Source organism: Streptomyces sp. NPDC001941 (assembly GCF_040296945.1).
Taxonomy (GTDB): Bacteria; Actinomycetota; Actinomycetes; order Streptomycetales; family Streptomycetaceae; genus Streptomyces.
In genome coordinates, this window is the sequence record NZ_JBEOYE010000043.1 from 1 (window position 1) to 23655 (window position 23655).

The following is a 23655-nucleotide window of genomic DNA, read 5'->3' on the forward strand; positions in this document are numbered from 1 at the left end:
GGACGACGCCGAGGCGGACGCCTGGTTCGAGAGCCACGTGGTCCGCTACGAGGCCGCCTGGCAGCTCTTCCCCGACGCGGTGCCCGTGCTCGACCTGCTGGCCGGCACCTGCCGGCACGCGGTCCTCTCCAACTCCTCGCTGCGCCACCAGGAGCGCAAGCTGCGCACCCTGGGCGTCCGCGACCGCTTCGAGGTGGTCCTGTGCGCCGTCGAACTGGGCGTGCACAAGCCGGCCCCCGAGGCCTTCCACGCGGCGTGCGACGCGCTGTCCCTGGCCCCGCACGAGGTCGCGTACGTGGGGGACCACCCCGACATCGACGCGGTGGGCGCGGTCGCGGCGGGTCTCACGGGCATCTGGCTGGACCGCCTCGACCAGGGCGGACGGCCCGAACTGACGCGCATCAGAGGGCTGGCCGAGCTGCCCGGAGTGCTCTGGCCCGATACCCGTTTTGGAGCCCCGGACACCTTCGGGTAATGTTCTTCCTGCGCCGAGGGGAGCGGGAAGAAAAGCCCTGAACCGAAAGCGCAAGCCGAACAAGATCTCTCATCGAGGGGTTGAGTTTTGGTGGCCTATGGTGTAATTGGCAGCACGACTGATTCTGGTTCAGTTAGTCTAGGTTCGAGTCCTGGTAGGCCAGCTCGCAGAGCTCATCTGCAAAGCCCCCGTTGTGTAGCGGCCTAGCACGCTGCCCTCTCAAGGCAGTAGCGCCGGTTCGAATCCGGTCGGGGGTACAGATCCAATCCTGCGGATCACCAGGGTCGCTCCCGGTGCAGCCGCGGTGACATCACCCGGCTCCTGCCGGGTGGGATCGCTAGGGCCCCCGTTGTGTAGCGGCCTAGCACGCCGCCCTCTCAAGGCGGTAGCGCCGGTTCGAATCCGGTCGGGGGTACAAGCTGGTTGACAGCCAGTGGTCTATGGTGTAATTGGCAGCACGACTGATTCTGGTTCAGTTAGTCTAGGTTCGAGTCCTGGTAGACCAGCAGATCTCCTCGGAGATCGCGCCCCCGTTGTGTAGCGGCCTAGCACGCCGCCCTCTCAAGGCGGTAGCGCCGGTTCGAATCCGGTCGGGGGTACAAGAGCGAGGTGAGGCCCTCCGCGTGTGACGCGGAGGGCCTCACCTCGTTTCGGCGTGCCGTGGCCGAGGTCCAACACCCGCGGGGGAGCGGTGAGTTGGCCCGCCGGATCGCGGAACCGGCCGCCGCGCGGGGCCGGTGGCCGGGGACCGCGCGCGAGTCCGGGCGCCCGTGCGGACGTGAGGGCGCCTCTCGCGCCCCCGCGGCCGCCCCGGCGTCCCGGAGGTCCGCACGGGTGCGTACGGCCTCCAGCGCGGCGCCCAGGGCGTTTTCCGGCCGTTGTGGCGGCGGTTTCCGGCCCCGTACGCGACCTCCCTCGTCCCGTACGCCCCCGGACATGCCTCCGGCCGGTCGCTGCGGCGTTGGAGCGACCGGCCGGGAAGGCACTTCGAAGGAGGGCGGGGGAGCGGATCAGCCGGAGCGGCGCAGGGCCTCGCTGAGCCGGGCGGCGGCGTCGATGACCGCCTGGGCGTGCATCCGGCCCGGGTGGCGGGTCAGGCGCTCGATCGGCCCGGAGACCGAGACCGCGGCGACCACCCTGTTGGAAGGGCCGCGCACCGGCGCGGACACCGAGGCGACGCCCGGCTCCCGCTCGCCGATCGACTGGGCCCAGCCCCGGCGCCGTACGCCCGAGAGGGCCGTCGCCGTGAACCGCGCGCCCTGCAGGCCGCGGTGCAGCCGCTCCGGCTCCTCCCAGGCCATCAGGATCTGCGCCGACGAGCCCGCCTTCATGGTCAGCGTGGAGCCGACCGGGACGGTGTCGCGCAGTCCGGAGAGGCGCTCGGCCGCCGCGACGCAGATGCGCATGTCGCCCTGGCGCCGGTAGAGCTGGGCGCTCTCGCCGGTGACGTCGCGCAGGTGCGTGAGCACCGGGCCCGCCGTCGCCAGCAGCCGGTCCTCGCCGGCCGCGGCGGCGAGCTCCGCCAGCCGCGGTCCCAGGATGAACCGGCCCTGCATGTCCCTCGCCACCATGCGGTGGTGTTCCAGTGCCACGGCGAGCCGGTGTGCCGTGGGTCGAGCGAGTCCCGTGGCCGCGACCAGACCTGCGAGGGTGGCCGGACCGGACTCCAGGGCGCTCAGGACAAGGGCTGCCTTGTCCAGAACGCCCACGCCGCTAGAGTTGTCCATGAAACGATACTCCCGTCTCACTCTGTGAAACGCAAGTTCAATTTTCCCGGGAAGTTGCGAACCTGTACGGACACGGCCCGCCGCTTGGCGGGACTTGCCGCGGACGTCCGGTACGTGGGGTACGGGCGCGGGCACTCACATCTCTAGTTGCGCCGGCGCGGTGCGCCGGCCGGAGGGAAAGCGATGGGTAGGACACTCGCGGAGAAGGTCTGGGACGACCACGTCGTCCGGCGCGCCGAGGGCGAGCCCGACCTCCTCTACATCGATCTGCACCTGCTGCACGAGGTGACCAGCCCGCAGGCCTTCGACGGTCTCCGCATGACCGGCCGCGCGGTGCGCCGCCTCGACCTCACCATCGCCACCGAGGACCACAACACCCCGACCCTGGACATCGACAAGCCGATCGCGGACCCGGTCTCGCGCGCCCAGTTGGAGACCCTGCGCAAGAACTGCGCCGACTTCGGGGTGCGCCTGCACCCGCTCGGCGATGTCGAGCAGGGCGTCGTCCACGTGGTGGGCCCCCAGCTGGGCCTGACCCAGCCCGGCACCACCGTGGTCTGCGGCGACTCGCACACCTCCACCCACGGCGCCTTCGGCGCGCTGGCGTTCGGCATCGGCACCAGCCAGGTGGAGCACGTGCTGGCCACCCAGACGCTGCCGATGGCCCGCCCGAAGACGATGGCCATCACCGTCGACGGCGAGCTGCCCGACGGCGTCACCGCCAAGGACCTGATCCTGGCCATCATCGCCCGCATCGGCACCGGCGGCGGCCAGGGCTACGTCCTGGAGTACCGCGGCTCCGCCATCGAGAAGCTCTCGATGGAGGCCCGGATGACCATCTGCAACATGTCCATCGAGGCCGGTGCCCGCGCGGGCATGATCGCCCCCGACGAGACCACCTTCGCGTACCTGAAGGACCGGGCGCACGCCCCGCAGGGCGAGGACTGGGACGCCGCCGTGGCGTACTGGAGCACCCTGCGCACCGACGACGACGCGGTCTTCGACGCCGAGGTGGTCATCGACGCCGCTGAGCTGTCCCCGTTCGTCACCTGGGGCACCAACCCCGGCCAGGGCGCCCCGCTGTCCTCGGCGGTCCCCGACCCCGCTTCGTACGAAGACGCTTCGGAGCGGTTCGCCGCCGAAAAGGCCCTGGAGTACATGGGTTTGACGGCCGGGCAGCCGCTGCGCGACATCAAGGTCGACACCGTCTTCGTGGGCTCCTGCACCAACGGCCGCATCGAGGACCTGCGGGCGGTCGCCTCGGTCATCGAGGGCCGCAAAGTCGCCGACGGCGTACGGATGCTGGTGGTCCCCGGGTCCGTCCGGGTGGCCCTGCAGGCCGTCGAGGAGGGCCTGGACAAGGTCTTCACCGGCGCGGGGGCCGAATGGCGGCACGCCGGCTGCTCCATGTGCCTGGGGATGAACCCCGACCAACTGGCTCCCGGCGAGCGCTCGGCGTCCACCTCCAACCGCAACTTCGAGGGCCGCCAGGGCAAGGGCGGGCGCACCCATCTGGTCTCGCCCCAGGTCGCCGCCGCCACCGCCGTGCTGGGCCACCTGGCCTCCCCGGCCGACCTGTCCGACACCGCCACCCGTACGCCCGCTGGAGTCTGATCAGCCATGGAAGCCTTCACCACGCACACCGGCCGGGCCGTCCCGCTGCGCCGCTCCAACGTCGACACCGACCAGATCATCCCCGCCCACTGGCTCAAGAAGGTCACCCGGGACGGGTTCGAGGACGGCCTCTTCGAGGCCTGGCGCAAGGACTCCGGCTTCATCCTCAACCAGCCCGAGCGCCAGGGCGCCACGGTCCTGGTGGCCGGCCCCGACTTCGGCACCGGCTCCTCCCGCGAGCACGCCGTCTGGGCGCTGCAGAACTACGGCTTCAAGGCTGTCATCTCCTCCCGCTTCGCCGACATCTTCCGGGGCAACTCCCTCAAGAACGGTCTGCTCACGGTGGTGCTCGACCAGGCCACCGTGGACGCGATCTGGGAGCTGACCGAGGCGGACCCGGCCGCGGGCGTCACCGTGGACCTCCAGGAGCGCCAGGTCCGGGCCGGCTCGATCACCGCCGACTTCGAGTTGGACGAGAACGCCCGTTGGCGGCTGCTGAACGGTCTGGACGACATCAGCCTCACCCTTCAGAACGAAGCGGAGATCGCCGCTTACGAGGCATCACGTCCGGCCTACAAGCCCCGTACAATTACCGCCTGAGCAGCGCTTTTCCAGTACTGCGCCCCCCACCGCCCGGTGGGGGGCGCAGTCGCTTGTTGAGACCCCGTCGGGCGACAACTCGCCCCAGATGGCACAATCGGTGCATGGAACGCGACAGCCAACTCAAGTTGTACGGGGCTCTCGCCGACCAATTGAAGGAAGCGCACACAAGGGTGCGCTTACTGCAAGTCCCGGAGGGCGTAAGGATGGCGCTGTCCCGGAAGCTGCTGGTCGTCACGGCCGCGGCGAAGCACGATCTCGCAGATGCCTCAAGGCGTCTGGACCGGTTGATGAAGGACCTCGATGAGGGTCGATTCCCCGAAGGCGACTGACACCTGGAACTCCGCGACGGGTTGGCATCGTTGCGGCACTAGGGTGATTAGACCGTTTCGTGTTTGATTTGCGGTATATATCTGCCTAACGTGCGAAATAGCTTGAACACTTTCGTTCTCGCTTATGTCTCCGAAGGGGAAGACGTGAACAAGGCGCAGCTCGTAGAAGCGATTGCCGACAAGGTCGGCGGCCGTCAGCAGGCCGCGGACGCGGTCGACGCGGTCCTGGACGCGATCGTCCGCGCGGTCGTGGCGGGTGACCGCGTTTCGGTCACCGGCTTCGGTTCGTTCGAGAAGGTCGACCGCCCGGCCCGTTACGCCCGCAACCCGCAGACGGGTGAGCGCGTGCGGGTCAAGAAGACCTCCGTTCCGCGCTTCCGTGCGGGCCAGGGCTTCAAGGACCTGGTCAGCGGCTCGAAGAAGCTCCCGAAGAACGACGTGGCCGTCAAGAAGGCGCCCAAGGGCAGCCTGACCGGTGGCGCTTCGGCGACCGTGAAGAAGGCGGCGGCCAAGAAGGCCACCACCGCCAAGAAGGCGGCCGCGAAGAAGACCGCCGTCAAGAAGACCACGGCCGCCAAGACCACTGTGGCGAAGAAGGCGACCACGGCGAAGAAGGCCGCCACCGCCAAGAAGGCCGCCCCGGCGGCCAAGAAGGCGGCCCCGGCGAAGAAGGCGACCACGGCGAAGAAGGCCGTCGCCAAGAAGACCGCGCCGGCGAAGAAGGCCACGGCGAAGAAGGCGCCCGCCAAGAAGACGACGGCGCGCAAGACCACCGCCAAGAAGGCCACCGCCCGCAAGAAGTAAGCGGCGCACGGTCCAAGGGCCACTCACACGCCGGGCCGGGCTCCCCCTCGTCGGGGAGCCCGGCCCGCGGCGTTTTCCCCGCTCTCGCGCACGTCCCGTGCACACGTTTGGGGCAGTGCTCCCGAGGAATTTCCCGCCACGGCGGGGACTTCGGGCCCGGGTACGGCTTTCGCGCGGTGCGAGCACGGTCTTTGGCCGGCGTGAGCACGGCCTTTGCGTGCCCCGGGTGCGGCCTTCGGGTGGCGCGAGCACGACCTTCGGCCGGCGCGAGCGGGGCCTTTGCGCGGCCTTCGGAAGGCCATTCGAAGCCCGAAAGGGCCTCCCGGAACCCCGAAAGACCCTCAGACCCCCGCGGGGCGCCCTCAGAACGTCTGGAGCGTCACCAGCGTGATGCGCATCGACGCGCCCTCGCCCTCCGCCTCGATCCGCACCCGCTGCCCCGGACGCAGCAGCCGCAGGCCCCCCGCGTCGAAGGCCGCGGACCCGAATTCCACCGGGGTGCCGTCGTCGAGCAGCACACTCCCGGTGCGGGTCTCGGATTCGTACGTGTACGCGGTCGCCTGCATGGCCCGCAGCCTACCCGTCCACGACCGGCGCACCGGCCGCCCGCAGCAGCGCCGTACGCGGCCCCACGCCCAGCCGCAGCGCCTCGCGCAGGTCCTCGCCCGTGTCCACGTCCCGGCGTACGGAATCCACGTCGTCCAGTGCGATTTCCACCGCGCCCGACGCCGAATGGCCCCGCCGCGAGGCCCCTCCGAAAGCGGGCCGCAATTCCACCCCCGGCGCCGCCGAAAGCAATGTCGTGCCGATTCCGGCGGCATCCGCCAGAAAAGCCCTCGGGAATTGCGCGCAGACCGCCAGGACCCGGCCCAATTCGCCCGGCCGCAGCGCGGGCAGGTCCGCGTTCAGCGCCGCCACCGCGGCCCCCGGACGCGCCGCCCGCACCGCCAGCGCCCCGTGCGCCAGGGCGGCGTTGAGTCCCGCCCCGGGCCGGTCGGGCACGATCCGGGCGCCCAGCGCCGCCAGCTCGGCCGACGCGCGCGGATCGTCCGTGACGACCGCCACATCGCGCACCGCCGCGCACGCCAGCGCCGCCGCCACCGTGTCCTGGGCGAACGCCAGTGCCAGGTGCGGGCGCAGCCCGCCCGCCGCCACCGCGGCGAGCCTGCTCTTGGCCAGCCCCAGGGGCTTCAGCGGAACGATCAGTGACCAGTGCACGCGCCCATTGTGGCGCGGCCCGCAACCGGGCCGGAGCGCCGGTGCCCGGGGCGGGGCGTACGGTGTTCTCGACAGACCAGGGGCCCGGGGCGACACTTGACCCCCGGCAATCCAGTCCAGAGGAAGGTGTCCGAGTGTCCCGCCGCAGAATCGGCTTCTGGTACCGCCTGGCGGCGGTCATCGCAAAACCGCCGCTGGTGGTTCTGTTCAAGCGGGACTGGCGGGGAACGGAGCACATTCCGGCCGACGGCGGATTCATCACCGCGGTCAACCACAACTCCTATCTGGACCCGCTGTCCTACGCGCACTACCAGTACAACACCGGGCGCGTCCCCCGCTTCCTCGCCAAGGCCGGGCTCTTCAAGGGCTCCTTCGTCGGCACCATGCTCCGCGGCACCGGGCAGATCCCCGTCTACCGCGAGACCACCAACGCCCTCGACGCCTTCCGCGCCGCCGTCGCCGCCATCGAGAAGGGCGAGTGCGTCGCCTTCTACCCCGAGGGCACCCTCACCCGCGACCCCGACATGTGGCCCATGGCCGGCAAGACCGGCGCCGCCCGCGTCGCCCTGCTCACCCGGGCGCCCGTCATCCCCGTCGCCCAGTGGGGCGCCAACCTCGCGATGCCGCCGTACGCCAAGGAGAACAAGCTCAGCCTGTTCCCCCGCAAGACGCTGATCGTGCAGGCCGGACCGCCCGTCGACCTCAGCCGGTTCCTCGACAAGGAGCCCACCCCCGAGGTCCTGCGCGAGGCCACCGAGACCATCATGGCCGCCATCACCGCCCTCCTGGAGGAGGTCCGCGGCGAGAAGGCGCCCGACGCACCGTACGACCACCGCAAGGCCCGCGCCGAACAGCGCCGCAGGGCCGCCGGGGAGGGCAGGAAGTGACCAGGGCAGCCGTCTTCGGAACCGGCTCGTGGGGCACCGCCTTCGCCATGGTGCTCGCCGACGCGGGCTGCGAGGTGACCCTGTGGGGCCGCCGACAGGAACTCGCCGACGCCGTCAACACCACCCGCAGCAACCCCGACTACCTCCCCGGCATCGAACTGCCCGGCTCGGTGCGCGCCACCACCGACCCCGCCGAGGCCGCCCGCGACGCCGAGTTCACGGTCCTCGCCGTGCCCTCCCAGACGCTGCGCGCCAACCTCGCCGCCTGGACGCCCCTGCTGGCCCCCGGCACCGTCCTGGTCTCCCTGATGAAGGGGGTCGAACTGGGCACCGCCAAGCGCATGAGCGAGGTCATCGAGGAGGTCGCCGGCGTGCCCGGCGACCGGGTCGCCGTCGTCACCGGACCCAACCTCGCCAAGGAGATCGCCAGCCGGATGCCCGCGGCCGCCGTCGTCGCCTGCCGCGACGAGGCCGTCGCCCAGCGGCTCCAGACCGCCTGCCACACCCCGTACTTCCGCCCGTACACCAACACCGACGTCGTCGGCTGCGAACTGGGCGGCGCCGTCAAGAACGTCATCGGGCTCGCCGTCGGCATCGCCGACGGCATGGGCCTGGGCGACAACGCCAAGGGCTCGCTCATCACCCGCGGCCTCGCCGAGACCACCCGGCTCGGCCTCGCCATGGGCGCCGACCCGCTGACCTTCGCCGGACTCGCGGGCCTGGGCGACCTGGTGGCCACCTGCTCCTCGCCGCTGTCGCGCAACCACACCTTCGGCACCAACCTCGGCCGCGGCATGACCCTGAGCGAGACGATCGCCGTCACCAAGCAGACCGCCGAGGGCGTCAAGTCCTGCGAGTCCGTACTGGACCTGGCCCGCCGCCACGGCGTCGACATGCCCATCACCGAGACCGTCGTCGGCATCGTCCACGAGGGCAAGCCGCCCGTGGTCGCGCTCAAGGAACTCATGTCCCGCAGCGCCAAGCCCGAACGCCGCTGACGACCGGGGTGACACGCGGGCGGGGGCGCCGCGGACGCGGCCCCTCCGCCCGGTCGAACACGCAGGGTACGCTCAACCCGATATGAGCGAGAACACCTCCCAGAGCCAGCGCAAGCCGCGCGTCGCCGTCGTCTTCGGCGGACGCAGCTCCGAGCACGCCATCTCGGTCGTCACGGCCGGCGCCGTGCTGCGCGCCATCGACCGGAACAAGTACGACGTGCTGCCCATCGGCATCACCACCGACGGCCGCTGGGCGCTGACCGCGGACGACCCGGAGCGGATGTCCATCGCCGACCGCAAGCTGCCGAGCGTCGCCGAACTCGCCGAGTCCGACGAGGGCACCGTCGTGCTGCCCGTCGACCCCGCCAGCCGCGAAGTCGTCTACAGCGAACCGGGATCGGTGCCCAAGGCGCTCGGCGAGGTCGACGTCGTCTTCCCGATGCTGCACGGCCCCTACGGCGAGGACGGCACCCTGCAGGGACTCCTCGAGCTCTCCGGCGTGCCCTACGTCGGCTCCGGCGTCCTCGCCTCCGCCGTCGGCCAGGACAAGGAGTACATGAAGCGGGTCTTCCTCTCCTACGGGCTGCCCGTCGGCCCGTACGAGGTGATCCGCCCGCGCGAGTGGGAGCAGGACCCCGACGCCGCCCGCGCCAGGATCGCCGACTTCGCCGGCGAGCACGGCTGGCCGCTCTTCATCAAGCCCGCCCGGGCCGGCTCCTCCATCGGCATCACCAAGGTCGACTCCTTCGAGGGCCTGGAGGAAGCGCTGGAGGAGGCCCGCCGCCACGACCCCAAGGTCCTCGTCGAGGCGCTGCTGCGCGGCCGCGAGATCGAGTGCGGCGTCCTGGAGTTCGAGGACGGGCCGCGCGCCAGCGTGCCCGCCGAGATCCCCCCGGTCACCGACCACGACTTCTACGACTTCGAGGCCAAGTACATCGACTCGGCCTCCGGGATCGTGCCCGCCCCGCTCACCCCCGAGCAGACCGCCGAGGTCCAGCGGCTCGCCGTCGAGGCGTTCGAGGCGGTGTCCTGCGAGGGCCTGGTGCGCGCCGACTTCTTCCTCACCGAGGACGGCGGCTTCGTCATCAACGAGATCAACACCATGCCCGGCTTCACGCCGATCTCCATGTACCCGCGCATGTGGCAGGAGACCGGCGTCGGTTACGCCGAGCTGGTCGACCGGCTCATCCAGGCCGCGCTGCGCCGCAGCACCGGCCTGCGCTAGGACCCGGGGGACGGACGGAACCTAGGGGCCCTTCGGCACGGTCCGTGCCACGGGCCCCGCCAGGTCCACCAGCGGGGCCACGTCGTGCGCGAACCGCTCGTCCAGCGTGACCTCCACGTACGCCTTGCGCAGCACCGTGGTGAACCGCGGCCCCTCGCCCGCGCGCTTCTCCAGCAGCCACTGCACGTCCCGGCCCGCGTCCACGCTGTCCGCCTGGGGATCGCTCATCCGCTCGGGCCGCGGCACCCCGCAGCGCAGTACGATCGCCGCGTCCCCCCACCCGGCGGTCAGCTCCGAATCCGGCTCCGGGTCGGAGCGCTCCAGGCCCGCCACGGTCTTCGGCAGCGCCGCGTGCAGGGCACGGCAGAGCGAGGTCTCCTGCTCGGAAGGGCGGGGAACCGCGACCGTCGCCCGCGCGTCGCTGCCCGTACAGCCCGTGACGGTCAGCAGCGCCGCGGCGGCGAGGACGGCGGACAGGCGCGGGAGCCGGTGGGAAGACATCACCGGCCAAGGGTAGACGGGGGCTACAGGTGCACGACCGGGCAGGTCAGGGTGCGGGTGATCCCGTCCACTTGCTGGACCTTGGCGACCACCATGCGGCCGAGTTCGTCGACCGTGTCCGCCTGGGCCCGCACGATCACGTCGTACGGCCCGGTCACGTCCTCGGCCTGGATCACCCCCGGGATCTTGGAGATGAGCTCGGCGACGGTCGACGCCTTGCCCACCTCGGTCTGGATGAGGATGTACGCCTGTACCACGGAACCTCCAGGGCGCCACGAGGATCATGTGGGGAGAAGAAGAAACACCGGAAAGGGCCGCCACGTTATCGCGTCGCCGCGGGCCGCGGGGAGACCCGCGCACTCCGAGGCGCCCGCAGCGCGGCACGAAGAGCACAGAAGTTGACGGTACCTACAGCAGTGACGGCTCGCGACCGCAAGCACACTGGGGCAGAAGGGGCACAGGGATGAAGGGCACCGTGGGCGAGTTGGGGGAGTTCGGGCTGATCAGGGAGCTCACCTCCCGGCTCACCACCACCCCGGCGGTACGCGTCGGACCCGGGGACGACGCGGCCGTCGTCTCCGCGCCCGACCGCAGGGTCGTCGCGAGTACGGACATCCTCCTGGAGGGGCGGCACTTCCGCCGCGACTGGTCCACGGCCTACGACGTCGGCCGCAAGGCCGCCGCCCAGAACCTCGCCGACATCGCCGCCATGGGCGCCGTGCCCACCGCGCTGCTGCTCGGCCTCGTCGTCCCCGCCGAGCTGCCCGTCACCTGGCCCACCGAGCTGATGGACGGCCTGCGCGACGAGTGCCAGGTCGCCGGGGCCGCCGTCGTCGGCGGCGACGTGGTGCGCGGCGACACCATCACCGTCTCCATCACCGCCCTGGGCGACCTGCGCAACCACGAGCCGGTCACCCGCGGCGGCGCCCAGCCCGGCGACGTCGTCGCCTACACCGGGTGGCTGGGCTGGTCGGCCGCCGGGTACGCCGTCCTCTCCCGCGGCTTCCGCTCCCCGCGCGCCTTCGTCGAGGCCCACCGCCGCCCCGAGCCGCCGTACCACGCGGGCCCGGCCGCCGCCGGACTCGGCGCCACCGCCATGTGCGACGTCTCCGACGGCCTGGTCGCCGACCTCGGGCACATCGCCGAGGCCAGCAAGGTCCGCATCGACCTGCGCTCCGGGCTGATCGACATCCCCACCCAGATGAACGACATCGGCCAGGCCGTCGGCGTCGACCCGCTGCAGTGGGTGCTCACCGGGGGAGAGGACCACGCCATCGTCGCCACCTTCCCGCCCGACGTGAAGCTGCCCGCCCGCTGGAAGGTCATCGGCGAGGTCCTCAACCCCTCCGCGCTGCCCCAGGTCACCGTGGACGGCGCCCCCTGGCACTCCACCGGCGGCTGGGACCACTTCGGGGAGGGCGAGTGAAGCCCCTCAAGCCCCTGGTCCTCACCGTCGCAGGGTCCGACTCCGGCGGCGGCGCCGGCATCCAGGCCGACCTCAAGACCATGCTCGCCCTGGGCACCCACGGCATGAGCGTCGTCACCGCCGTCACCGCGCAGAACTCCCTCGGCGTCCAGGGCGCCTGGGAACTGCCGCCCGAGGCCGTCCGCGCCCAGTTCCGCAGCGTCGTCGACGACATCGGCGTGCACGCGGTGAAGACCGGGATGCTCGCCTCCGCGCCCCTGGTGCGGACCGTCGCCGGACTCCTCGCCGGACTCGACGTGCCCGTCGTCGTCGATCCCGTGGGCGTCTCCAAGCACGGCGACGCCCTCCTGGCGGCCACCGCCCTGGACTCCGTACGGCAGGAACTGCTGCCCACCGCCACCGTCGCCACCCCCAACCTGGACGAGGTCGCCCAGCTCACCGGCGTCGTCGTGGAGGGCGAGGACGACCTGCGGGCCGCCGCCGCCGCGATCCTGGAGTTCGGGCCGCGCTGGGCCCTGGTCAAGGGCGGCCACCTGCCCGGCGGCGCCGACGCCGTCGACCTGCTCACCGACGGCCGGGAGGAGCACTGGCTGCGCGCCCCGCGCCACGACAACCGGCACACCCACGGCACGGGCTGCACCCTCGCCTCCGCCGTCGCCGCGTACCTCGCCCGGGGCCTGTCCGTGCCCGAGGCCGTCCGGGCCGCCAAGGAGTACGTCACGGGCGCCATCGCCGCCGGGTTCCCGCTCGGCTCCGGCCTGGGGCCGGTGGACCACGGCTGGCGGCTGTAGGAATTCCCCGGGGGGCCCAGGAGCCCCCCGGGCACGGCAAAAAGCCGGTCCACCGAGGTGGACCGGCTTTTCAAGGGCAACCCGAGGGCTGCACTACGACATGGCGTCGCGGGGAATGACGACCCCGCGTACGCGGGGAGGTCACCTTAGCGCGAGACCTTGCCGGCCTTGATGCACGAGGTGCAGACGTTGAGCCGCTTCGGCGTCCGACCGACCACGGCACGCACACGCTGGATGTTCGGGTTCCAGCGACGAGACGTACGGCGGTGCGAGTGCGAAATGTTGTTGCCGAAGCCCGGCCCCTTGCCGCAGACGTCGCAGTTGGCAGCCACGGGACACTCCAAAGACTTCAGATGCACTTACAGTGAAATCCGGCGTGCCGGATCAGATCGAAGTGACTGAGTTGGCTTGCCGGGGAATGGCCCGATTCTCATCGGGCAACCGGAGCAGCATACATCCGCTGCGTCCGGAGTACGAAACTACCACGGTCCGCCCCGCGCCCGCCCGGGCCCCTGGTCACAGGCGTCCCGGCCGCGGTCTACCCTGCGGACAGCCCGCCCGTCAGGCCCGCCCCGGAGGTTCACCAGGTGCCGCAAGCCCCCGAAGTCCTCGACGCCCGCGCGGTACGGGCCTGGAGCTCGCTGGCCCTGGAGGCCCTGGGCCGCGAGCGCGAGGAGATCGACGCGATCAACGTCTACCCGGTCGCGGACGGGGACACCGGCACCAACCTCTACCTCACCGCCGAATCGGCCGCCCAGGCCGTGGAGGCCGTCTTCGCCGCCGACGACCCCGACCCCGTCGACGCCGTCCGCGCCATGGCGCACGGCGCCCTCATCGGGGCCCGCGGCAACTCCGGCACGATCCTGTCCCAGCTGCTGCGCGGCATGGCCGGCGTCCTCGCCGACGGGCGTGACGGAGACCACCTGGCCCGCGCCCTGGCCCGGGCCGCCGACGCCGCCCGCGACGCCGTCGCCCACCCCGTCGAGGGCACCATCCTCAGCGTCGCCCGCGCCGCCGCCGACGCCTGCACGGGCGGCGGCACCCTCACCGACGTCGCCCGCGCCGCCCACACCGGCGCCCGCGCCGCCCTCGCCGACACCCCCGGCCAGCTCGCCGTCCTGGAGCGCGCCGGGGTCGTCGACGCCGGCGGGCGCGGCCTCGTCGCCGTCCTCGGCGCCCTCGTCCAGGCCGTCTCCGGCGAAGCCGTCGCCCCCACCGCCCGCGGCCCCCGGCCCGCCCCCGCACCCGAAGGACCCTGCGAGGACGGCGGACCCGCCTTCGAGGTCATCTACCTCCTGGAGGCCGACGAAGGAGCCGTCGCCCGCCTCAGGGGCCGCCTCGACGCGCTCGGCGACTCCCTCGTCGTCGTCGGCGGCGACGGCCTGTGGAACGTCCACGTGCACGTCGACGACGCCGGAGCCGCCGTCGAGGCCGGCATCGAGGCCGGCCGCCCCTACCGGATCCGCATCACCCACTTCGGCACCGACACCGCCGCGCCCCGCGAACTCCTCCAGCGCGCCGTCGTCTCCGTCGTCCCCGGCGACGGCCTCGCCGGACTCTGCGCCGAGGCCGGCGCCACCACCGTCCTGGCCCGCCCCGGCGAACCCCCCGCCAGCGGCGAACTCGTCGCCGCCATCCGCCGCGCCCACGCCCGCGAGGTGGTGCTGCTGCCCAACTCCGCCGACCTGCGCCACAGCGCCGCGGCCGCCGCCGAACAGGCCCGCGCCGAAGGCGTCCGGGTCGCCCTCATCCCCACCCGGGCCGCCGTCCAGGGCATCGCCGCGCTCGCCGTGCACGAACCCGACCGCCGCTTCGACGAGGACGTGGTCGCCATGACCGCCGCCGCCGGGGCCACCCGCTACGCCGAACTCGCCGTCGCCGAGCACCGGTCCTTCACCTCGGCCGGGGTCTGCCAGGCCGGCGACGTGCTCGGCCTCATCGACGGCGACGTCGCCGTCATCGGCCCCGACCTCGCCGCCACCGCTGCGGCCGTCCTGGACCGGATGCTCGCCGCCGGCGGCGAACTGGTCACCCTGGTCCTGTCCGACGACGCCCCCGGCGAACTGGCCGAGGAACTGGAGCGCCGGGTGCGCGAGGGCCACCTCGCCGTGGACACCGTCACCTACCGCGGCGGCCAGGACGCGCCGCTGCTCATCGGCGTCGAGTAGCGCACGCCCACCGGGGTCGTACGACACACCCCGCCCGCCGCCCCGGCGGCACCCGGCTGCCGGGTGCTGCCCGCGGATGTCAGTGACGTGGTGTGCAATGGACGGCGTGCCCGCGCTCGACGAACCCCTCAAGAAACTGCTCGGCGCCGCCACCGCGAAGGTGATGGCCGAGCACCTCGACCTGCACACGGTCGGCGACCTGCTGCACCACTACCCGCGCAAGTACGCGGAGCGGGGCGAGCTGACGACCCTGTCCGACCTGCCGCTCGACGAGCACGTCACGGTGGTCGCCCAGGTCGCCGACGCCCGCGTGCACACCTTCAACGGCGCCAAGGGGCGCGGCCAGCGCCTGGAGGTGACCATCACCGACGGCTACGGCCGCCTGCAACTGGTCTTCTTCGGCAAGGGCGTCCACAAGCCCCACAAGGACCTGCTGCCCGGCACCCGCGCGATGTTCTCCGGCAAGGTCTCCCTGTTCAACCGCAAGCTCCAGCTCGCCCACCCCGCCTACCAGTCCCTGCAGGGCGACGCGGACGGCGACGGCGGCGAGGCGGTCGGCGCCTGGGCCGGAGCGCTCATCCCGCTCTACCCGGCCACCACCAAACTGGAGTCCTGGAAGATCGCCAAGGCCGTCGACGCCGTCCTGCCCAGCGCCGCCGACGCCCTCGACCCGCTCCCCGGGGCCCTGCGCGAGGGCCGCGGCCTGCTCCCACTGCCCGACGCCCTGCACCACATCCACCGCCCGCGCACCAAGGCCGACGTCGAGCAGGCCCGCGACCGCCTCAAGTGGGACGAGGCGTTCGTCCTCCAGGTCGCCCTCGCCCGCCGCCGCCACGCCGACACCCAGCTGCCCGCCGTCCCCCGCCGCCCCGCCCCCGACGGCCTGCTCACCGCCTTCGACGCGAAACTGCCCTTCACCCTCACCGAGGGCCAGCGGAAGGTCAGCCGCGAGATCTTCGACGACCTGGCCGCCCCCCACCCCATGCACCGCCTGCTCCAGGGCGAGGTCGGCTCCGGAAAGACCATGGTCGCCCTGCGCGCCATGCTCGCCGTCGTCGACTCCGGGGGACAGGCCGCCATGCTCGCCCCCACCGAAGTGCTCGCCCAGCAGCACCACCGCTCCGTGGTCGAGATGATGGGCGAACTCGCCGAGGGCGGCATGCTCGGCGGCGCCGAGCGCGCCACCAAGGTCGTGCTGCTCACCGGGTCCATGGGTGCCGCCGCCCGCCGCCAGGCCCTGCTCGACCTGGTCACCGGCGAGGCCGGGGTCGTCATCGGCACCCACGCGCTGATCGAGGACAAGGTCCAGTTCCACGACCTGGGCCTGGTCGTCGTCGACGAGCAGCACCGCTTCGGCGTCGAGCAGCGCGACGCCCTGCGCTCCAAGGGCAAGCAGCCGCCCCACCTGCTCGTGATGACCGCGACGCCCATTCCCCGCACCGTCGCCATGACCGTCTTCGGCGACCTGGAGACCTCCGTACTGGACCAGCTGCCCGCCGGGCGCTCCCCGATCGCCAGCCACGTCGTGCCCGCCCAGGACAAGCCGCACTTCCTGGCCCGCGCCTGGGAGCGGGTGCGCGAGGAGGTGGAGAACGGCCACCAGGGGTACGTGGTGTGCCCGCGCATCGGCGACGGCGAGGACGAGCCCAAGAAGAAGCAGGCCGCCGAGGACGAGGGCAAGCGCCCGCCGCTCGCCGTCGTCGAGGTCGCCGAACAGCTGGCCAGGGGGCCGCTCGCGGGCCTGCGCGTGGAGGTGCTGCACGGCAGGATGCAGCCCGACGACAAGGACGCCGTGATGCGCCGCTTCGCCGCCGGCGAGGCCGACGTACTGGTCGCCACCACGGTCATCGAGGTCGGCGTCAACGTCCCCAACGCCACCGCCATGGTGATCATGGACGCGGACCGGTTCGGCGTCTCCCAGCTGCACCAGCTGCGCGGCCGCGTCGGCCGTGGCTCCGCCCCCGGGCTGTGCCTGCTGGTCACCGACGCGCCCGAGGCCAGCCCGGCCCGCCAGCGCCTGGGCGCCGTCGCCGCCACCCTCGACGGCTTCGAACTCTCCCGCATCGACCTGGAACAGCGCCGCGAGGGCGACGTGCTCGGCCAGGCCCAGTCCGGCGTCCGCTCCAGCCTGCGGATGCTCGCCGTCATCGACGACGAGGAGATCATCGCCGCCGCCCGCGAGGAGGCCGCCGCCGTCGTCGCCGCCGACCCCGACCTTGAGAACCTGCCCGCCCTGCGCACCACCCTGGACGCCCTGCTGGACGAGGAGCGCGAGCAGTACCTCGACAAGGGCTGAGACACTGGCAGCCTCACGTCACACACCCGTACCCCGACCCCGTACACCGACAAGGACCGAGATGACCCGCGTGATCGCCGGAGCGGCCGGCGGACGCCGCCTGGCCGTGCCCCCGGGCGGCGGCACCCGCCCCACCTCCGACCGCGCGCGCGAGGGACTCTTCTCCACCTGGCAGTCCCTGCTCGGCACCCTGGACGGCATCCGCGTCGCCGACCTGTACGCCGGGTCCGGCGCCGTCGCCCTCGAAGCGCTCTCCCGCGGCGCCTCGCACGCCCTGCTCGTCGAGGCCGACGCCCGGGCCGCCCGGGTCGTCCGCGACAACGTCCGCACCCTCGGCCTGCCCGGCGCCGACGTGCGCACCGGCCGCGCCGAGCAGGTCGTCGCCGGACCGCCGCCGGGCGAGCCCTACGACGCGGTCTTCCTCGACCCGCCGTACGCCGTCTCCGACGACGATCTTCGGGAGATCCTGCTCACACTCCGCTCCCAGGGCTGGCTCGCCGAGGAGGCCCTCGTCACCGTGGAGCGCAGCACCAGAGGCGGTCCGTTCGGCTGGCCCGACGGCTTCGAGGCCCTACGGGCCCGTCGCTACGGCGAGGGGACCTTTTGGTACGGTCGCGCCGCCTCTACGTGCGAAGACGCACGATGACCGGACCGGAGAGCGAGGGACTTCAGTTGCGCCGCGCCGTCTGTCCGGGGTCATTCGACCCCATCACCAATGGACACCTCGACATCATTGCCCGCGCCTCCCGCCTGTACGACGTCGTACACGTCGCGGTGATGATCAACCAGGCCAAGCAGGGCCTGTTCACCGTCGAAGAGCGCATGGACCTGATCCGCCAGGTCACCAGCGAGTACGCGAACGTGGTGGTCGAGTCCCACCACGGCCTGCTCGTCGACTTCTGCAAGCAGCGCGACATCCCCGCCATCGTCAAGGGCCTGCGGGCGGTCAGCGACTTCGACTACGAGCTGCAGATGGCCCAGATGAACAACGGGCTCTCCGGCGTCGAGACCCTGTTCGTGCCGACCAACCCCACCTACAGCTTCCTGTCCTCCTCCCTCGTGAAGGAGGTCGCCACCTGGGGCGGGGACGTGTCCCACCTGCTCCCGCCGCAGGTGCACGACGCCCTGACCGAGCGCCTGGGCCGCAAGTGAGCGCCCGGGCGGGCCGCTGACGGTCCGTCACCCGGTGTCGGACGGGAGCCGACTGCCCTTACAGTCGTCCCGTCCGTCTCCAACCCGGCTGTAGTGACTGTAGGAAGTGGCGAGCACACGGTGGACGTGCAGAAGAAGCTCGACGACATCGTCGAGGTGGTCGGCAGCGCCCGGTCCATGCCCATGTCGGCGTCCTGCGTGGTCAACCGCGCCGAACTCCTGGCCCTGCTCGAAGAGGTCCGTCAGGCCCTGCCCGGCTCCCTCGCCCAGGCCCAGGAGCTGATCGGCGGGCGCGAGCAGCTCGTCGAGCAGGCCCGCCACGAGGCCGACCGCATCGTCGAGGCCGCCCACGCCGAGCGCGGCTCGCTGATCTCCGACACCGAGGTCGCCCGCCGCTCCCAGGACGAGGCCGACCGGATCCTCACCGAGGCCCGCCGGGAGGCCGAGGAGATCCGCGCCGAGGCCGACGACTACGTCGACTCCAAGCTCGCCAACTTCGAGGTCGTCCTCACCAAGACCATCGGCTCCGTCGACCGCGGCCGCGAGAAGCTCCTCGGCCGCGGCCCGGGCGACCCCGGCGACGAGGACGCCCCCGACTACAGTCCCGATCCGGCCACCCTGATCTCCCGCGCCGACGAGTACGTGGACGCCAAGCTCGGCGCCTTCGAGGCGGTCCTCTCCAAGACCCTGGACGCCGTCGGCCGGGGCCGCCAGAAGCTGCACGGCCGCATCGCCACCGACGACCTCGGCGCCCACATGGCCGCCCAGGACGCGGCCGGCGAGCAGGGCCTGACCAGCGACGCCGACTACCTGGCCGGGCTCGCCGACCCGCAGGCGCAGCTGCCGCGGCCCGACCAGGCCGCGCCCCTGGCCGCCGAGGTCCCGGCGCAGGCCGACCCGTACGCGTACCAGCCCCAGGACGCCTACGCGTACCAGCAGGACCCCTACGGCTACCCGCAGCAGTCCTACGAGGCGCACGCCGGGTACGACCCCCAGCAGGGCTACTACGGCTACCAGCAGCCCGCCGCCGACCAGGGCTACCAGGACCACCACCAGCAGCAGCACGCCCAGCAGCAGCCCGCCGCGGCACTGGACGAGACCAGCCTGTTCGACACCAGCATGATCGACCTCGAACAGCTCCGCCGCTACGAGCAGGGACGCTAGGCGCCGCTAGGCCGGAAGAGCGGATTGGGCCCAGAGCGAAGCGTCCAGTATCCTGGCTCTTCGGTCGCGCGTACGTCCGCGATCCTTGCTGCCCTCTTCGTACGGAAACGTGCGGGGACGCGGCGGCGCTCGACGATTTCGAAAGCAGGAAGAACCCTGAGCACGCGCCTCGACCACCGCAACCCCCTCGTGTTCGACACGCACGAGCTGGGGCGGCGGCCCGGTGCCCTGCAGCGGGTGTCCCGCACGGTGGAGGCGCCCGGCGCCCCCGCCTTCGGCATCGAAGGGGTCATCGGAGTGCCGCAGGGCGCCCCGGTGGTCATCGACCTCCGCCTGGAATCGGTCATGGAAGGGGTGCTTGTCACAGGCACCGCCCGTGCATCGGTCGAGGGGGAGTGCGTAAGGTGTCTGGAGCCGGTCGAGCGCGAGCTCGACGCGGACTTCCAGGAGATGTTCTCGTACCCCGACACCGACGACCGCGGCCGCCAGACGGCCGCGGGCGACGATGCCGAGGACGACGAGGACATGGTTCCCCTCGAGGACGGCATGTTCGACCTCGAACCCGTGCTGCGGGATGCGGTGGTGCTCGCACTGCCCATGCAGCCGGTGTGCCGGGAGGACTGTGCAGGCCTGTGTCCCGACTGCGGGATCAACCTGAACGACGCCCCGGACCACCACCACGAAGCCGTCGACATCCGTTGGGCGGCTCTGCAGGGACTCTCCGGTTCACTCGGGACCGGTGAGAAGGACAACATGGGCGGCGCCGATGCTGGCGTCGACGAGAAGCAGGAGAAGTAGCCGTGGCTGTTCCGAAGCGGAAGATGTCGCGCAGCAACACGCGCCACCGCCGGTCGCAGTGGAAGGCTGCGGTCCCCACCCTGGTTGCGTGCGAGCGCTGCCAGGAGCCGAAGCTGCAGCACATCGCGTGCCCGAGCTGCGGCACCTACAACAAGCGCCAGGTCCTCGAGGTCTGAGCGGCTGGTGAGAGGCGCAATGTCTGAGTCCCCCAAGACGGACAACAAGACGGACCATGCCTCGTCCCACACGATTCTGGAAGGGCGGCTCGGGTATCACCTTGAGTCCGCCCTTCTGGTGCGTGCGCTGACCCACCGCTCGTACGCGTACGAGAACGGCGGTCTGCCGACCAACGAGCGCCTGGAGTTCCTCGGGGACTCCGTCCTCGGCCTCGTGGTCACGGACACGCTGTACCGAACCCACCCCGACCTGCCCGAAGGCCAGCTGGCCAAGCTGCGGGCCGCGGTGGTCAATTCGCGTGCGCTTGCGGAGGTCGGTCGCGGACTCGACCTGGGCTCCTTCATCCGGCTCGGCCGGGGTGAAGAGGGCACGGGCGGCCGGGACAAGGCGTCCATCCTCGCCGACACCCTCGAAGCGGTGATCGGCGCGGTCTACCTCGACCAGGGCCTCGACGCGGCGTCCGAGCTGGTGCACCGGCTCTTCGACCCGCTCATCGAGAAGTCCTCCAATCTGGGCGCGGGCCTCGACTGGAAGACCAGCCTGCAGGAACTCACCGCGGCCGAAGGCCTCGGCGTTCCCGAGTACCTGGTCACCGAGACCGGTCCGGACCACGAGAAGACCTTCACTGCTGCCGCCCGCGTCGGTGGTGTCTCGTACGGCACCGGCACCGGCCGCAGCAAGAAGGAAGCGGAGCAGCAGGCCGCGGAGTCCGCCTGGCGCGCCATCCGCGCCGCCGCGGACGAGCGCGAGGCGGCCGCCAAGGCCGCCGCCGAAGCCGGGAGCACCGAAGAGGACGCCGACTCCTCTCCGTCCCGGCCGACCCCGGCCGTCTGAACCGTTTCCGGCCCCCGTCAGCGCCCCGGCGCCGGCGGGGGCCCACCCATACCCAGGCACGACAGGAGAAGCCCGCGATGCCCGAGCTGCCCGAGGTCGAAGTGGTCCGCCGTGGCCTGGAGCGCTGGGTCGCCGGACGCACCGTCGCCGCCGTCGAGGTCCTCCACCCGCGCGCCGTCCGCCGCCACCCGGCCGGCGGCGCCGACTTCGCCGCCCGGCTCACCGGCCACCGCATCGGCACCGCCCGGCGCCGCGGCAAGTACCTGTGGCTGCCCCTGGACGACGCCGGCGCCTCCGTCCTCGGCCACCTCGGCATGAGCGGCCAGCTCCTGGTCCAGCCGCACGACGCCCCCGACGAGAAGCACCTGCGCGTCCGCGTCCGCTTCGCCGACGACCTCGGCACCGAGCTGCGCTTCGTCGACCAGCGCACCTTCGGCGGCCTGTCCCTGCACGACACCGCGCCCGACGCCGAGGACGGACTGCCCGACGTCATCGCGCACATCGCCCGCGACCCCCTGGACGGCCTGTTCGACGAGCCGGCCTTCCACACCGCGCTGCGCCTGCGCCGTACGACCGTCAAGCGCGCCCTGCTCGACCAGTCGCTGATCAGCGGCGTCGGCAACATCTACGCCGACGAGGCGCTGTGGCGCACCCGGCTGCACTACGACCGGCCCACCGCCACCCTCACCCGCCCCCGCTCCACCGAACTGCTCGGGCACGTGCGGGACGTGATGAACGCGGCCCTCGACCAGGGCGGCACCAGCTTCGACAGCCTGTACGTGAACGTCAACGGCGAGTCCGGCTACTTCGACCGGTCCCTGGACGCCTACGGGCGCGAGGGCGAGCCCTGCCGGCGCTGCGGCACCCCGATGCGCCGCCGCTCCTGGATGAACCGCTCCAGCTACTTCTGCCCGCGCTGTCAGCGCCCGCCGCGCGACGCGTCGTAGCGCTCGCGGGCGGCCAGCACCTCGGGCATCCGCCCCTCCACCAGGCCGATCAGCGCGAGCAGCCGGCCGGCCACGTCCCGGCCCAGCGGCGTGAGCTCGTAGTCCACCCGCGGCGGGTTCACCGGCTGCGCCTCGCGGTGCACCAGCCCGTCGCGCTCCAGGGCGTGCAGGGTCTGCGACAGCATCTTCTCGCTGACCCCGTCCACCCGGCGGCGCAGCTCGTTGAAGCGCAGGCTCCCCTCGTGCAGCGCGCCCAGGGTCAGGCTGCCCCAGCGGCCGGTGACGTGTTCGAGGGTGGTGCGCGAGGGGCACGCCCGGGCGAAGACGTCGAAGGCGAGCGCGGCGTCGTCGGCGGTCTCGTCCGGGGTGGGGGCGGGCGGGGTGCCCGGGGTGGTGGTGTCCATGGCTTCCACCATACGACGGAGAGCGCTAACCGATGGTTAGCGCTCTCCGTCGTATGGTGCCGGGCGTTCCGGGCCCCTCAGGCGTCCCAGGCTTCCCGGGCGTCTCAGGTATCCCAGGCTTCCCGGGCGCCTCAGAAGCCGAAGTCCTGCGTCCACCAGGGGCCGCCGTCACCGAACTGCACGCCCACGCCCAGCGACTTGTAGTCGCAGTTCAGGATGTTGGCCCGGTGCCCTTCGCTGTCCATCCACGCCTTCATGACCGCCGCCGCGTCCGCCTGCCCGCGCGCGATGTTCTCGCCGCCCAGGCCCTTGACGCCCTGCGCGTCCGCGCGGTTCCAGGGGGTGCGGCCGTCGGGGTCGGTGTGGTCGAAGAAGTTCCGGTCGGCCATGTCCGCGCTGAACGCGCCCGCGAGGGCCGCCAGCCGCGAGTCGGCCCGCACCGGGGTGCAGCCGACCTTGGCCCGCTCCTGGTTGACCAGGTCCAGCACCGCCGACTCGGCCTTCGCCTCCCGGTCCGACGCCGTCGAGGCGCCGCCCGTCACCCGGGCGGACTCGGACGCGGGGGAGGAGGGGGTGGCCGAAGGGCTCGCCGCGTCCTTGACCGTCTCGTCCCCGCGGCCCGCGTCCTTCTTCGCCCCGCCCGGGGCGGCCGGCTTCGAGGGGGACGGCTTCGCCCGCTCCGTACCGGCCGGAGCCGACGGCGAGGGGCGCGGACCGGGCGCCTTCGCGCCGCCCTGGGAGGGCGAGGGCGTTTGCGAGGGATTCGCACTCGCACTGCCCTGGGCGCGCAGATCGGCCGAGCCCTCGGCCTGCACGCGCTCCCGGGCGCCGCCGCCGCTGATGGTGTACGTGTCCCCGCCGGGCAGGATCCCGGACGCGACCGCCACCACGCCGACGGCCACCGCGGCCGAAGCGCCGAGCAGACCCGTGCGCACGGGCACCACGGGGCGCCTGCCGCGGTGGGCACCACCCCGGCGACGGCCCGTGGTGCCCGTTCTGTACTGTTCTGCGGCGGGGGCCTCGCCGGAGCGCCGATGGCGACCCATCTGCTCTGCCTTTCGTGCGTCTGACAACAACGCGACTCGCCCTTACGGGTGAAGCGCATCGTTTCGCGACT

Annotated in this window: 27 protein-coding genes and 5 tRNA genes; 24 read left to right on the top strand and 8 right to left on the bottom strand. The window is 72.3% G+C overall.

Annotated features, from left to right (window positions below; all coding sequences use genetic code 11):
• From ABT160_RS26200 to ABT160_RS26225, 6 genes are all read left to right on the top strand, one after another.
• A partial coding sequence (locus ABT160_RS26200; RefSeq protein ID WP_351650254.1) for an HAD family hydrolase occupies positions 1–475 on the top strand: 475 nt, incomplete at its 5' end.
• Between the two features lie 91 nt (positions 476–566).
• Positions 567–638: transfer RNA gene (locus ABT160_RS26205), tRNA-Gln, on the top strand.
• Positions 639–659: 21 nt separating this feature from the next.
• Positions 660–732, top strand: a tRNA-Glu gene (locus tag ABT160_RS26210).
• An 85-nt stretch (positions 733–817) separates the two neighbouring features.
• Positions 818–890, top strand: a tRNA-Glu gene (locus tag ABT160_RS26215).
• 19 nt (positions 891–909) lie between these two features.
• Positions 910–981: transfer RNA gene (locus ABT160_RS26220), tRNA-Gln, on the top strand.
• Between the two features lie 20 nt (positions 982–1001).
• Positions 1002–1074, top strand: a tRNA-Glu gene (locus ABT160_RS26225).
• A gap of 411 nt (positions 1075–1485) precedes the next feature.
• On the opposite strand, the gene ndgR is transcribed toward ABT160_RS26225, so the two are convergent.
• Positions 1486–2202, bottom strand: coding sequence for an IclR family transcriptional regulator NdgR (ndgR, locus tag ABT160_RS26230; RefSeq protein ID WP_026278050.1), 717 nt, complete (start codon positions 2200–2202; stop codon positions 1486–1488).
• A gap of 183 nt (positions 2203–2385) precedes the next feature.
• Between ndgR and leuC the strand changes: the two genes are divergently transcribed.
• From leuC to ABT160_RS26250, 4 genes are all read left to right on the top strand, one after another.
• Positions 2386–3816 (top strand): 3-isopropylmalate dehydratase large subunit, encoded by a 1431-nt coding sequence (gene leuC, locus ABT160_RS26235; RefSeq protein WP_351650255.1) that lies wholly within the window; start codon positions 2386–2388, stop codon positions 3814–3816.
• Between the two features lie 6 nt (positions 3817–3822).
• On the top strand, positions 3823–4416 hold the full coding sequence (leuD, locus tag ABT160_RS26240; protein ID WP_351650256.1) for a 3-isopropylmalate dehydratase small subunit: 594 nt from the start codon (positions 3823–3825) through the stop codon (positions 4414–4416).
• Positions 4417–4520: 104 nt separating this feature from the next.
• Positions 4521–4748, top strand: a complete 228-nt coding sequence (locus ABT160_RS26245) for an SCO5555 family protein (RefSeq protein ID WP_351650257.1) — start codon at positions 4521–4523, stop codon at positions 4746–4748.
• 144 nt (positions 4749–4892) lie between these two features.
• A complete protein-coding gene (locus ABT160_RS26250; protein ID WP_351650258.1) occupies positions 4893–5552 on the top strand; it encodes an HU family DNA-binding protein in 660 nt (219 codons plus the stop codon).
• 362 nt (positions 5553–5914) lie between these two features.
• Here the strand turns inward: ABT160_RS26250 and ABT160_RS26255 are convergent, their stop codons facing one another.
• Together ABT160_RS26255 and cofC are read right to left on the bottom strand one after the other, a co-directional pair.
• Positions 5915–6118 (bottom strand): hypothetical protein, encoded by a 204-nt coding sequence (locus tag ABT160_RS26255; RefSeq protein WP_351650259.1) that lies wholly within the window; start codon positions 6116–6118, stop codon positions 5915–5917.
• Positions 6119–6128: 10 nt separating this feature from the next.
• The gene (cofC, locus tag ABT160_RS26260; protein ID WP_351650260.1) at positions 6129–6770 is read right to left on the bottom strand and encodes a 2-phospho-L-lactate guanylyltransferase; all 642 of its coding nucleotides are present in this window, start codon (positions 6768–6770) and stop codon (positions 6129–6131) included.
• 134 nt (positions 6771–6904) lie between these two features.
• Here cofC and ABT160_RS26265 point away from each other — a divergent pair, with 134 nt between their 5' ends.
• From ABT160_RS26265 to ABT160_RS26275, 3 genes are all read left to right on the top strand, one after another.
• Positions 6905–7657: a lysophospholipid acyltransferase family protein gene (locus tag ABT160_RS26265; RefSeq protein WP_351650261.1), complete on the top strand. Its 753-nt coding sequence runs from the start codon at positions 6905–6907 to the stop codon at positions 7655–7657.
• Positions 7654–8655 (top strand): NAD(P)H-dependent glycerol-3-phosphate dehydrogenase, encoded by a 1002-nt coding sequence (locus ABT160_RS26270; RefSeq protein ID WP_351650262.1) that lies wholly within the window; start codon positions 7654–7656, stop codon positions 8653–8655. Before ABT160_RS26265 ends, ABT160_RS26270 begins: the two co-directional genes overlap by 4 nt.
• Before the next feature lie 82 nt (positions 8656–8737).
• Positions 8738–9880, top strand: a complete 1143-nt coding sequence (locus ABT160_RS26275; protein ID WP_351650263.1) for a D-alanine--D-alanine ligase family protein — start codon at positions 8738–8740, stop codon at positions 9878–9880.
• Between the two features lie 21 nt (positions 9881–9901).
• Here the strand turns inward: ABT160_RS26275 and ABT160_RS26280 are convergent, their stop codons facing one another.
• Together ABT160_RS26280 and ABT160_RS26285 are read right to left on the bottom strand one after the other, a co-directional pair.
• A complete protein-coding gene (locus ABT160_RS26280; RefSeq protein WP_351650322.1) occupies positions 9902–10381 on the bottom strand; it encodes a DUF3515 domain-containing protein in 480 nt (159 codons plus the stop codon).
• A 23-nt stretch (positions 10382–10404) separates the two neighbouring features.
• Complete coding sequence (locus ABT160_RS26285) at positions 10405–10638, bottom strand: Lrp/AsnC family transcriptional regulator (RefSeq protein ID WP_329877812.1); 234 nt, start codon at positions 10636–10638, stop codon at positions 10405–10407.
• A gap of 206 nt (positions 10639–10844) precedes the next feature.
• On the opposite strand from ABT160_RS26285, the gene ABT160_RS26290 reads away from it, so the two are divergent.
• Positions 10845–11807: a thiamine-phosphate kinase gene (locus tag ABT160_RS26290; RefSeq protein WP_351650264.1), complete on the top strand. Its 963-nt coding sequence runs from the start codon at positions 10845–10847 to the stop codon at positions 11805–11807.
• Positions 11804–12598, top strand: a complete 795-nt coding sequence (thiD, locus tag ABT160_RS26295; protein ID WP_351650266.1) for a bifunctional hydroxymethylpyrimidine kinase/phosphomethylpyrimidine kinase — start codon at positions 11804–11806, stop codon at positions 12596–12598. Before ABT160_RS26290 ends, thiD begins: the two co-directional genes overlap by 4 nt.
• 146 nt (positions 12599–12744) lie before the next feature.
• Here the strand turns inward: thiD and rpmB are convergent, their stop codons facing one another.
• Positions 12745–12930, bottom strand: a complete 186-nt coding sequence (gene rpmB, locus ABT160_RS26300) for a 50S ribosomal protein L28 (RefSeq protein ID WP_003957616.1) — start codon at positions 12928–12930, stop codon at positions 12745–12747.
• 255 nt (positions 12931–13185) lie between these two features.
• Between rpmB and ABT160_RS26305 the strand changes: the two genes are divergently transcribed.
• The 9 genes from ABT160_RS26305 to mutM all read left to right on the top strand — a co-directional run bounded on the left by ABT160_RS26305 (position 13186) and on the right by mutM (position 22134).
• The gene (locus ABT160_RS26305; RefSeq protein WP_351650267.1) at positions 13186–14766 is read left to right on the top strand and encodes a DAK2 domain-containing protein; all 1581 of its coding nucleotides are present in this window, start codon (positions 13186–13188) and stop codon (positions 14764–14766) included.
• Between the two features lie 97 nt (positions 14767–14863).
• A complete protein-coding gene (gene recG / locus ABT160_RS26310; RefSeq protein WP_351650268.1) occupies positions 14864–17062 on the top strand; it encodes an ATP-dependent DNA helicase RecG in 2199 nt (732 codons plus the stop codon).
• Positions 17063–17123: 61 nt separating this feature from the next.
• Positions 17124–17708, top strand: coding sequence for a 16S rRNA (guanine(966)-N(2))-methyltransferase RsmD (gene rsmD, locus ABT160_RS26315; protein WP_351650269.1), 585 nt, complete (start codon positions 17124–17126; stop codon positions 17706–17708).
• A 26-nt stretch (positions 17709–17734) separates the two neighbouring features.
• Positions 17735–18214, top strand: a complete 480-nt coding sequence (gene coaD / locus ABT160_RS26320) for a pantetheine-phosphate adenylyltransferase (RefSeq protein ID WP_351650323.1) — start codon at positions 17735–17737, stop codon at positions 18212–18214.
• A gap of 120 nt (positions 18215–18334) precedes the next feature.
• Positions 18335–19378, top strand: a complete 1044-nt coding sequence (locus ABT160_RS26325) for an ATP synthase subunit B family protein (protein ID WP_351650324.1) — start codon at positions 18335–18337, stop codon at positions 19376–19378.
• 156 nt (positions 19379–19534) lie between these two features.
• On the top strand, positions 19535–20176 hold the full coding sequence (locus tag ABT160_RS26330) for a YceD family protein (protein WP_351650325.1): 642 nt from the start codon (positions 19535–19537) through the stop codon (positions 20174–20176).
• A 2-nt stretch (positions 20177–20178) separates the two neighbouring features.
• Complete coding sequence (gene rpmF / locus ABT160_RS26335) at positions 20179–20352, top strand: 50S ribosomal protein L32 (RefSeq protein WP_030753522.1); 174 nt, start codon at positions 20179–20181, stop codon at positions 20350–20352.
• A 19-nt stretch (positions 20353–20371) separates the two neighbouring features.
• On the top strand, positions 20372–21187 hold the full coding sequence (gene rnc / locus ABT160_RS26340) for a ribonuclease III (protein ID WP_351650270.1): 816 nt from the start codon (positions 20372–20374) through the stop codon (positions 21185–21187).
• Positions 21188–21264: 77 nt separating this feature from the next.
• Positions 21265–22134, top strand: coding sequence for a bifunctional DNA-formamidopyrimidine glycosylase/DNA-(apurinic or apyrimidinic site) lyase (gene mutM / locus ABT160_RS26345; protein WP_351650271.1), 870 nt, complete (start codon positions 21265–21267; stop codon positions 22132–22134).
• On the opposite strand, the gene ABT160_RS26350 is transcribed toward mutM, so the two are convergent.
• Both ABT160_RS26350 and ABT160_RS26355 read right to left on the bottom strand, forming a co-directional pair.
• Positions 22107–22538, bottom strand: a complete 432-nt coding sequence (locus ABT160_RS26350; protein ID WP_351650272.1) for a winged helix-turn-helix transcriptional regulator — start codon at positions 22536–22538, stop codon at positions 22107–22109. The genes mutM and ABT160_RS26350 overlap by 28 nt on opposite strands.
• A 131-nt stretch (positions 22539–22669) precedes the next feature.
• Complete coding sequence (locus ABT160_RS26355; RefSeq protein WP_351650273.1) at positions 22670–23584, bottom strand: CAP domain-containing protein; 915 nt, start codon at positions 23582–23584, stop codon at positions 22670–22672.
• Between the last annotated feature and the right edge of the window lie 71 nt (positions 23585–23655).

Excerpts from the sequence above, each read along its gene's own strand:
- leuD (WP_351650256.1), top strand. The coding sequence starts at position 3,823 with ATGGAAGCCTTCACCACGCACACCGGCCGGGCCGTCCCGCTGCGCCGC.
- ABT160_RS26255 (WP_351650259.1), bottom strand. The coding sequence starts at position 6,118 with ATGCAGGCGACCGCGTACACGTACGAATCCGAGACCCGCACCGGGAGT.
- rnc (WP_351650270.1), top strand. The coding sequence starts at position 20,372 with ATGTCTGAGTCCCCCAAGACGGACAACAAGACGGACCATGCCTCGTCC.
- ABT160_RS26290 (WP_351650264.1), top strand. The coding sequence starts at position 10,845 with ATGAAGGGCACCGTGGGCGAGTTGGGGGAGTTCGGGCTGATCAGGGAG.
- ABT160_RS26350 (WP_351650272.1), bottom strand. The coding sequence starts at position 22,538 with ATGGACACCACCACCCCGGGCACCCCGCCCGCCCCCACCCCGGACGAG.
- ndgR (WP_026278050.1), bottom strand. The coding sequence starts at position 2,202 with ATGGACAACTCTAGCGGCGTGGGCGTTCTGGACAAGGCAGCCCTTGTC.
- leuC (WP_351650255.1), top strand. The coding sequence starts at position 2,386 with ATGGGTAGGACACTCGCGGAGAAGGTCTGGGACGACCACGTCGTCCGG.
- recG (WP_351650268.1), top strand. The coding sequence starts at position 14,864 with ATGGACGGCGTGCCCGCGCTCGACGAACCCCTCAAGAAACTGCTCGGC.
- ABT160_RS26245 (WP_351650257.1), top strand. The coding sequence starts at position 4,521 with ATGGAACGCGACAGCCAACTCAAGTTGTACGGGGCTCTCGCCGACCAA.
- rsmD (WP_351650269.1), top strand. The coding sequence starts at position 17,124 with ATGACCCGCGTGATCGCCGGAGCGGCCGGCGGACGCCGCCTGGCCGTG.
- mutM (WP_351650271.1), top strand. The coding sequence starts at position 21,265 with ATGCCCGAGCTGCCCGAGGTCGAAGTGGTCCGCCGTGGCCTGGAGCGC.
- ABT160_RS26275 (WP_351650263.1), top strand. The coding sequence starts at position 8,738 with ATGAGCGAGAACACCTCCCAGAGCCAGCGCAAGCCGCGCGTCGCCGTC.
- ABT160_RS26355 (WP_351650273.1), bottom strand. The coding sequence starts at position 23,584 with ATGGGTCGCCATCGGCGCTCCGGCGAGGCCCCCGCCGCAGAACAGTAC.
- ABT160_RS26280 (WP_351650322.1), bottom strand. The coding sequence starts at position 10,381 with ATGTCTTCCCACCGGCTCCCGCGCCTGTCCGCCGTCCTCGCCGCCGCG.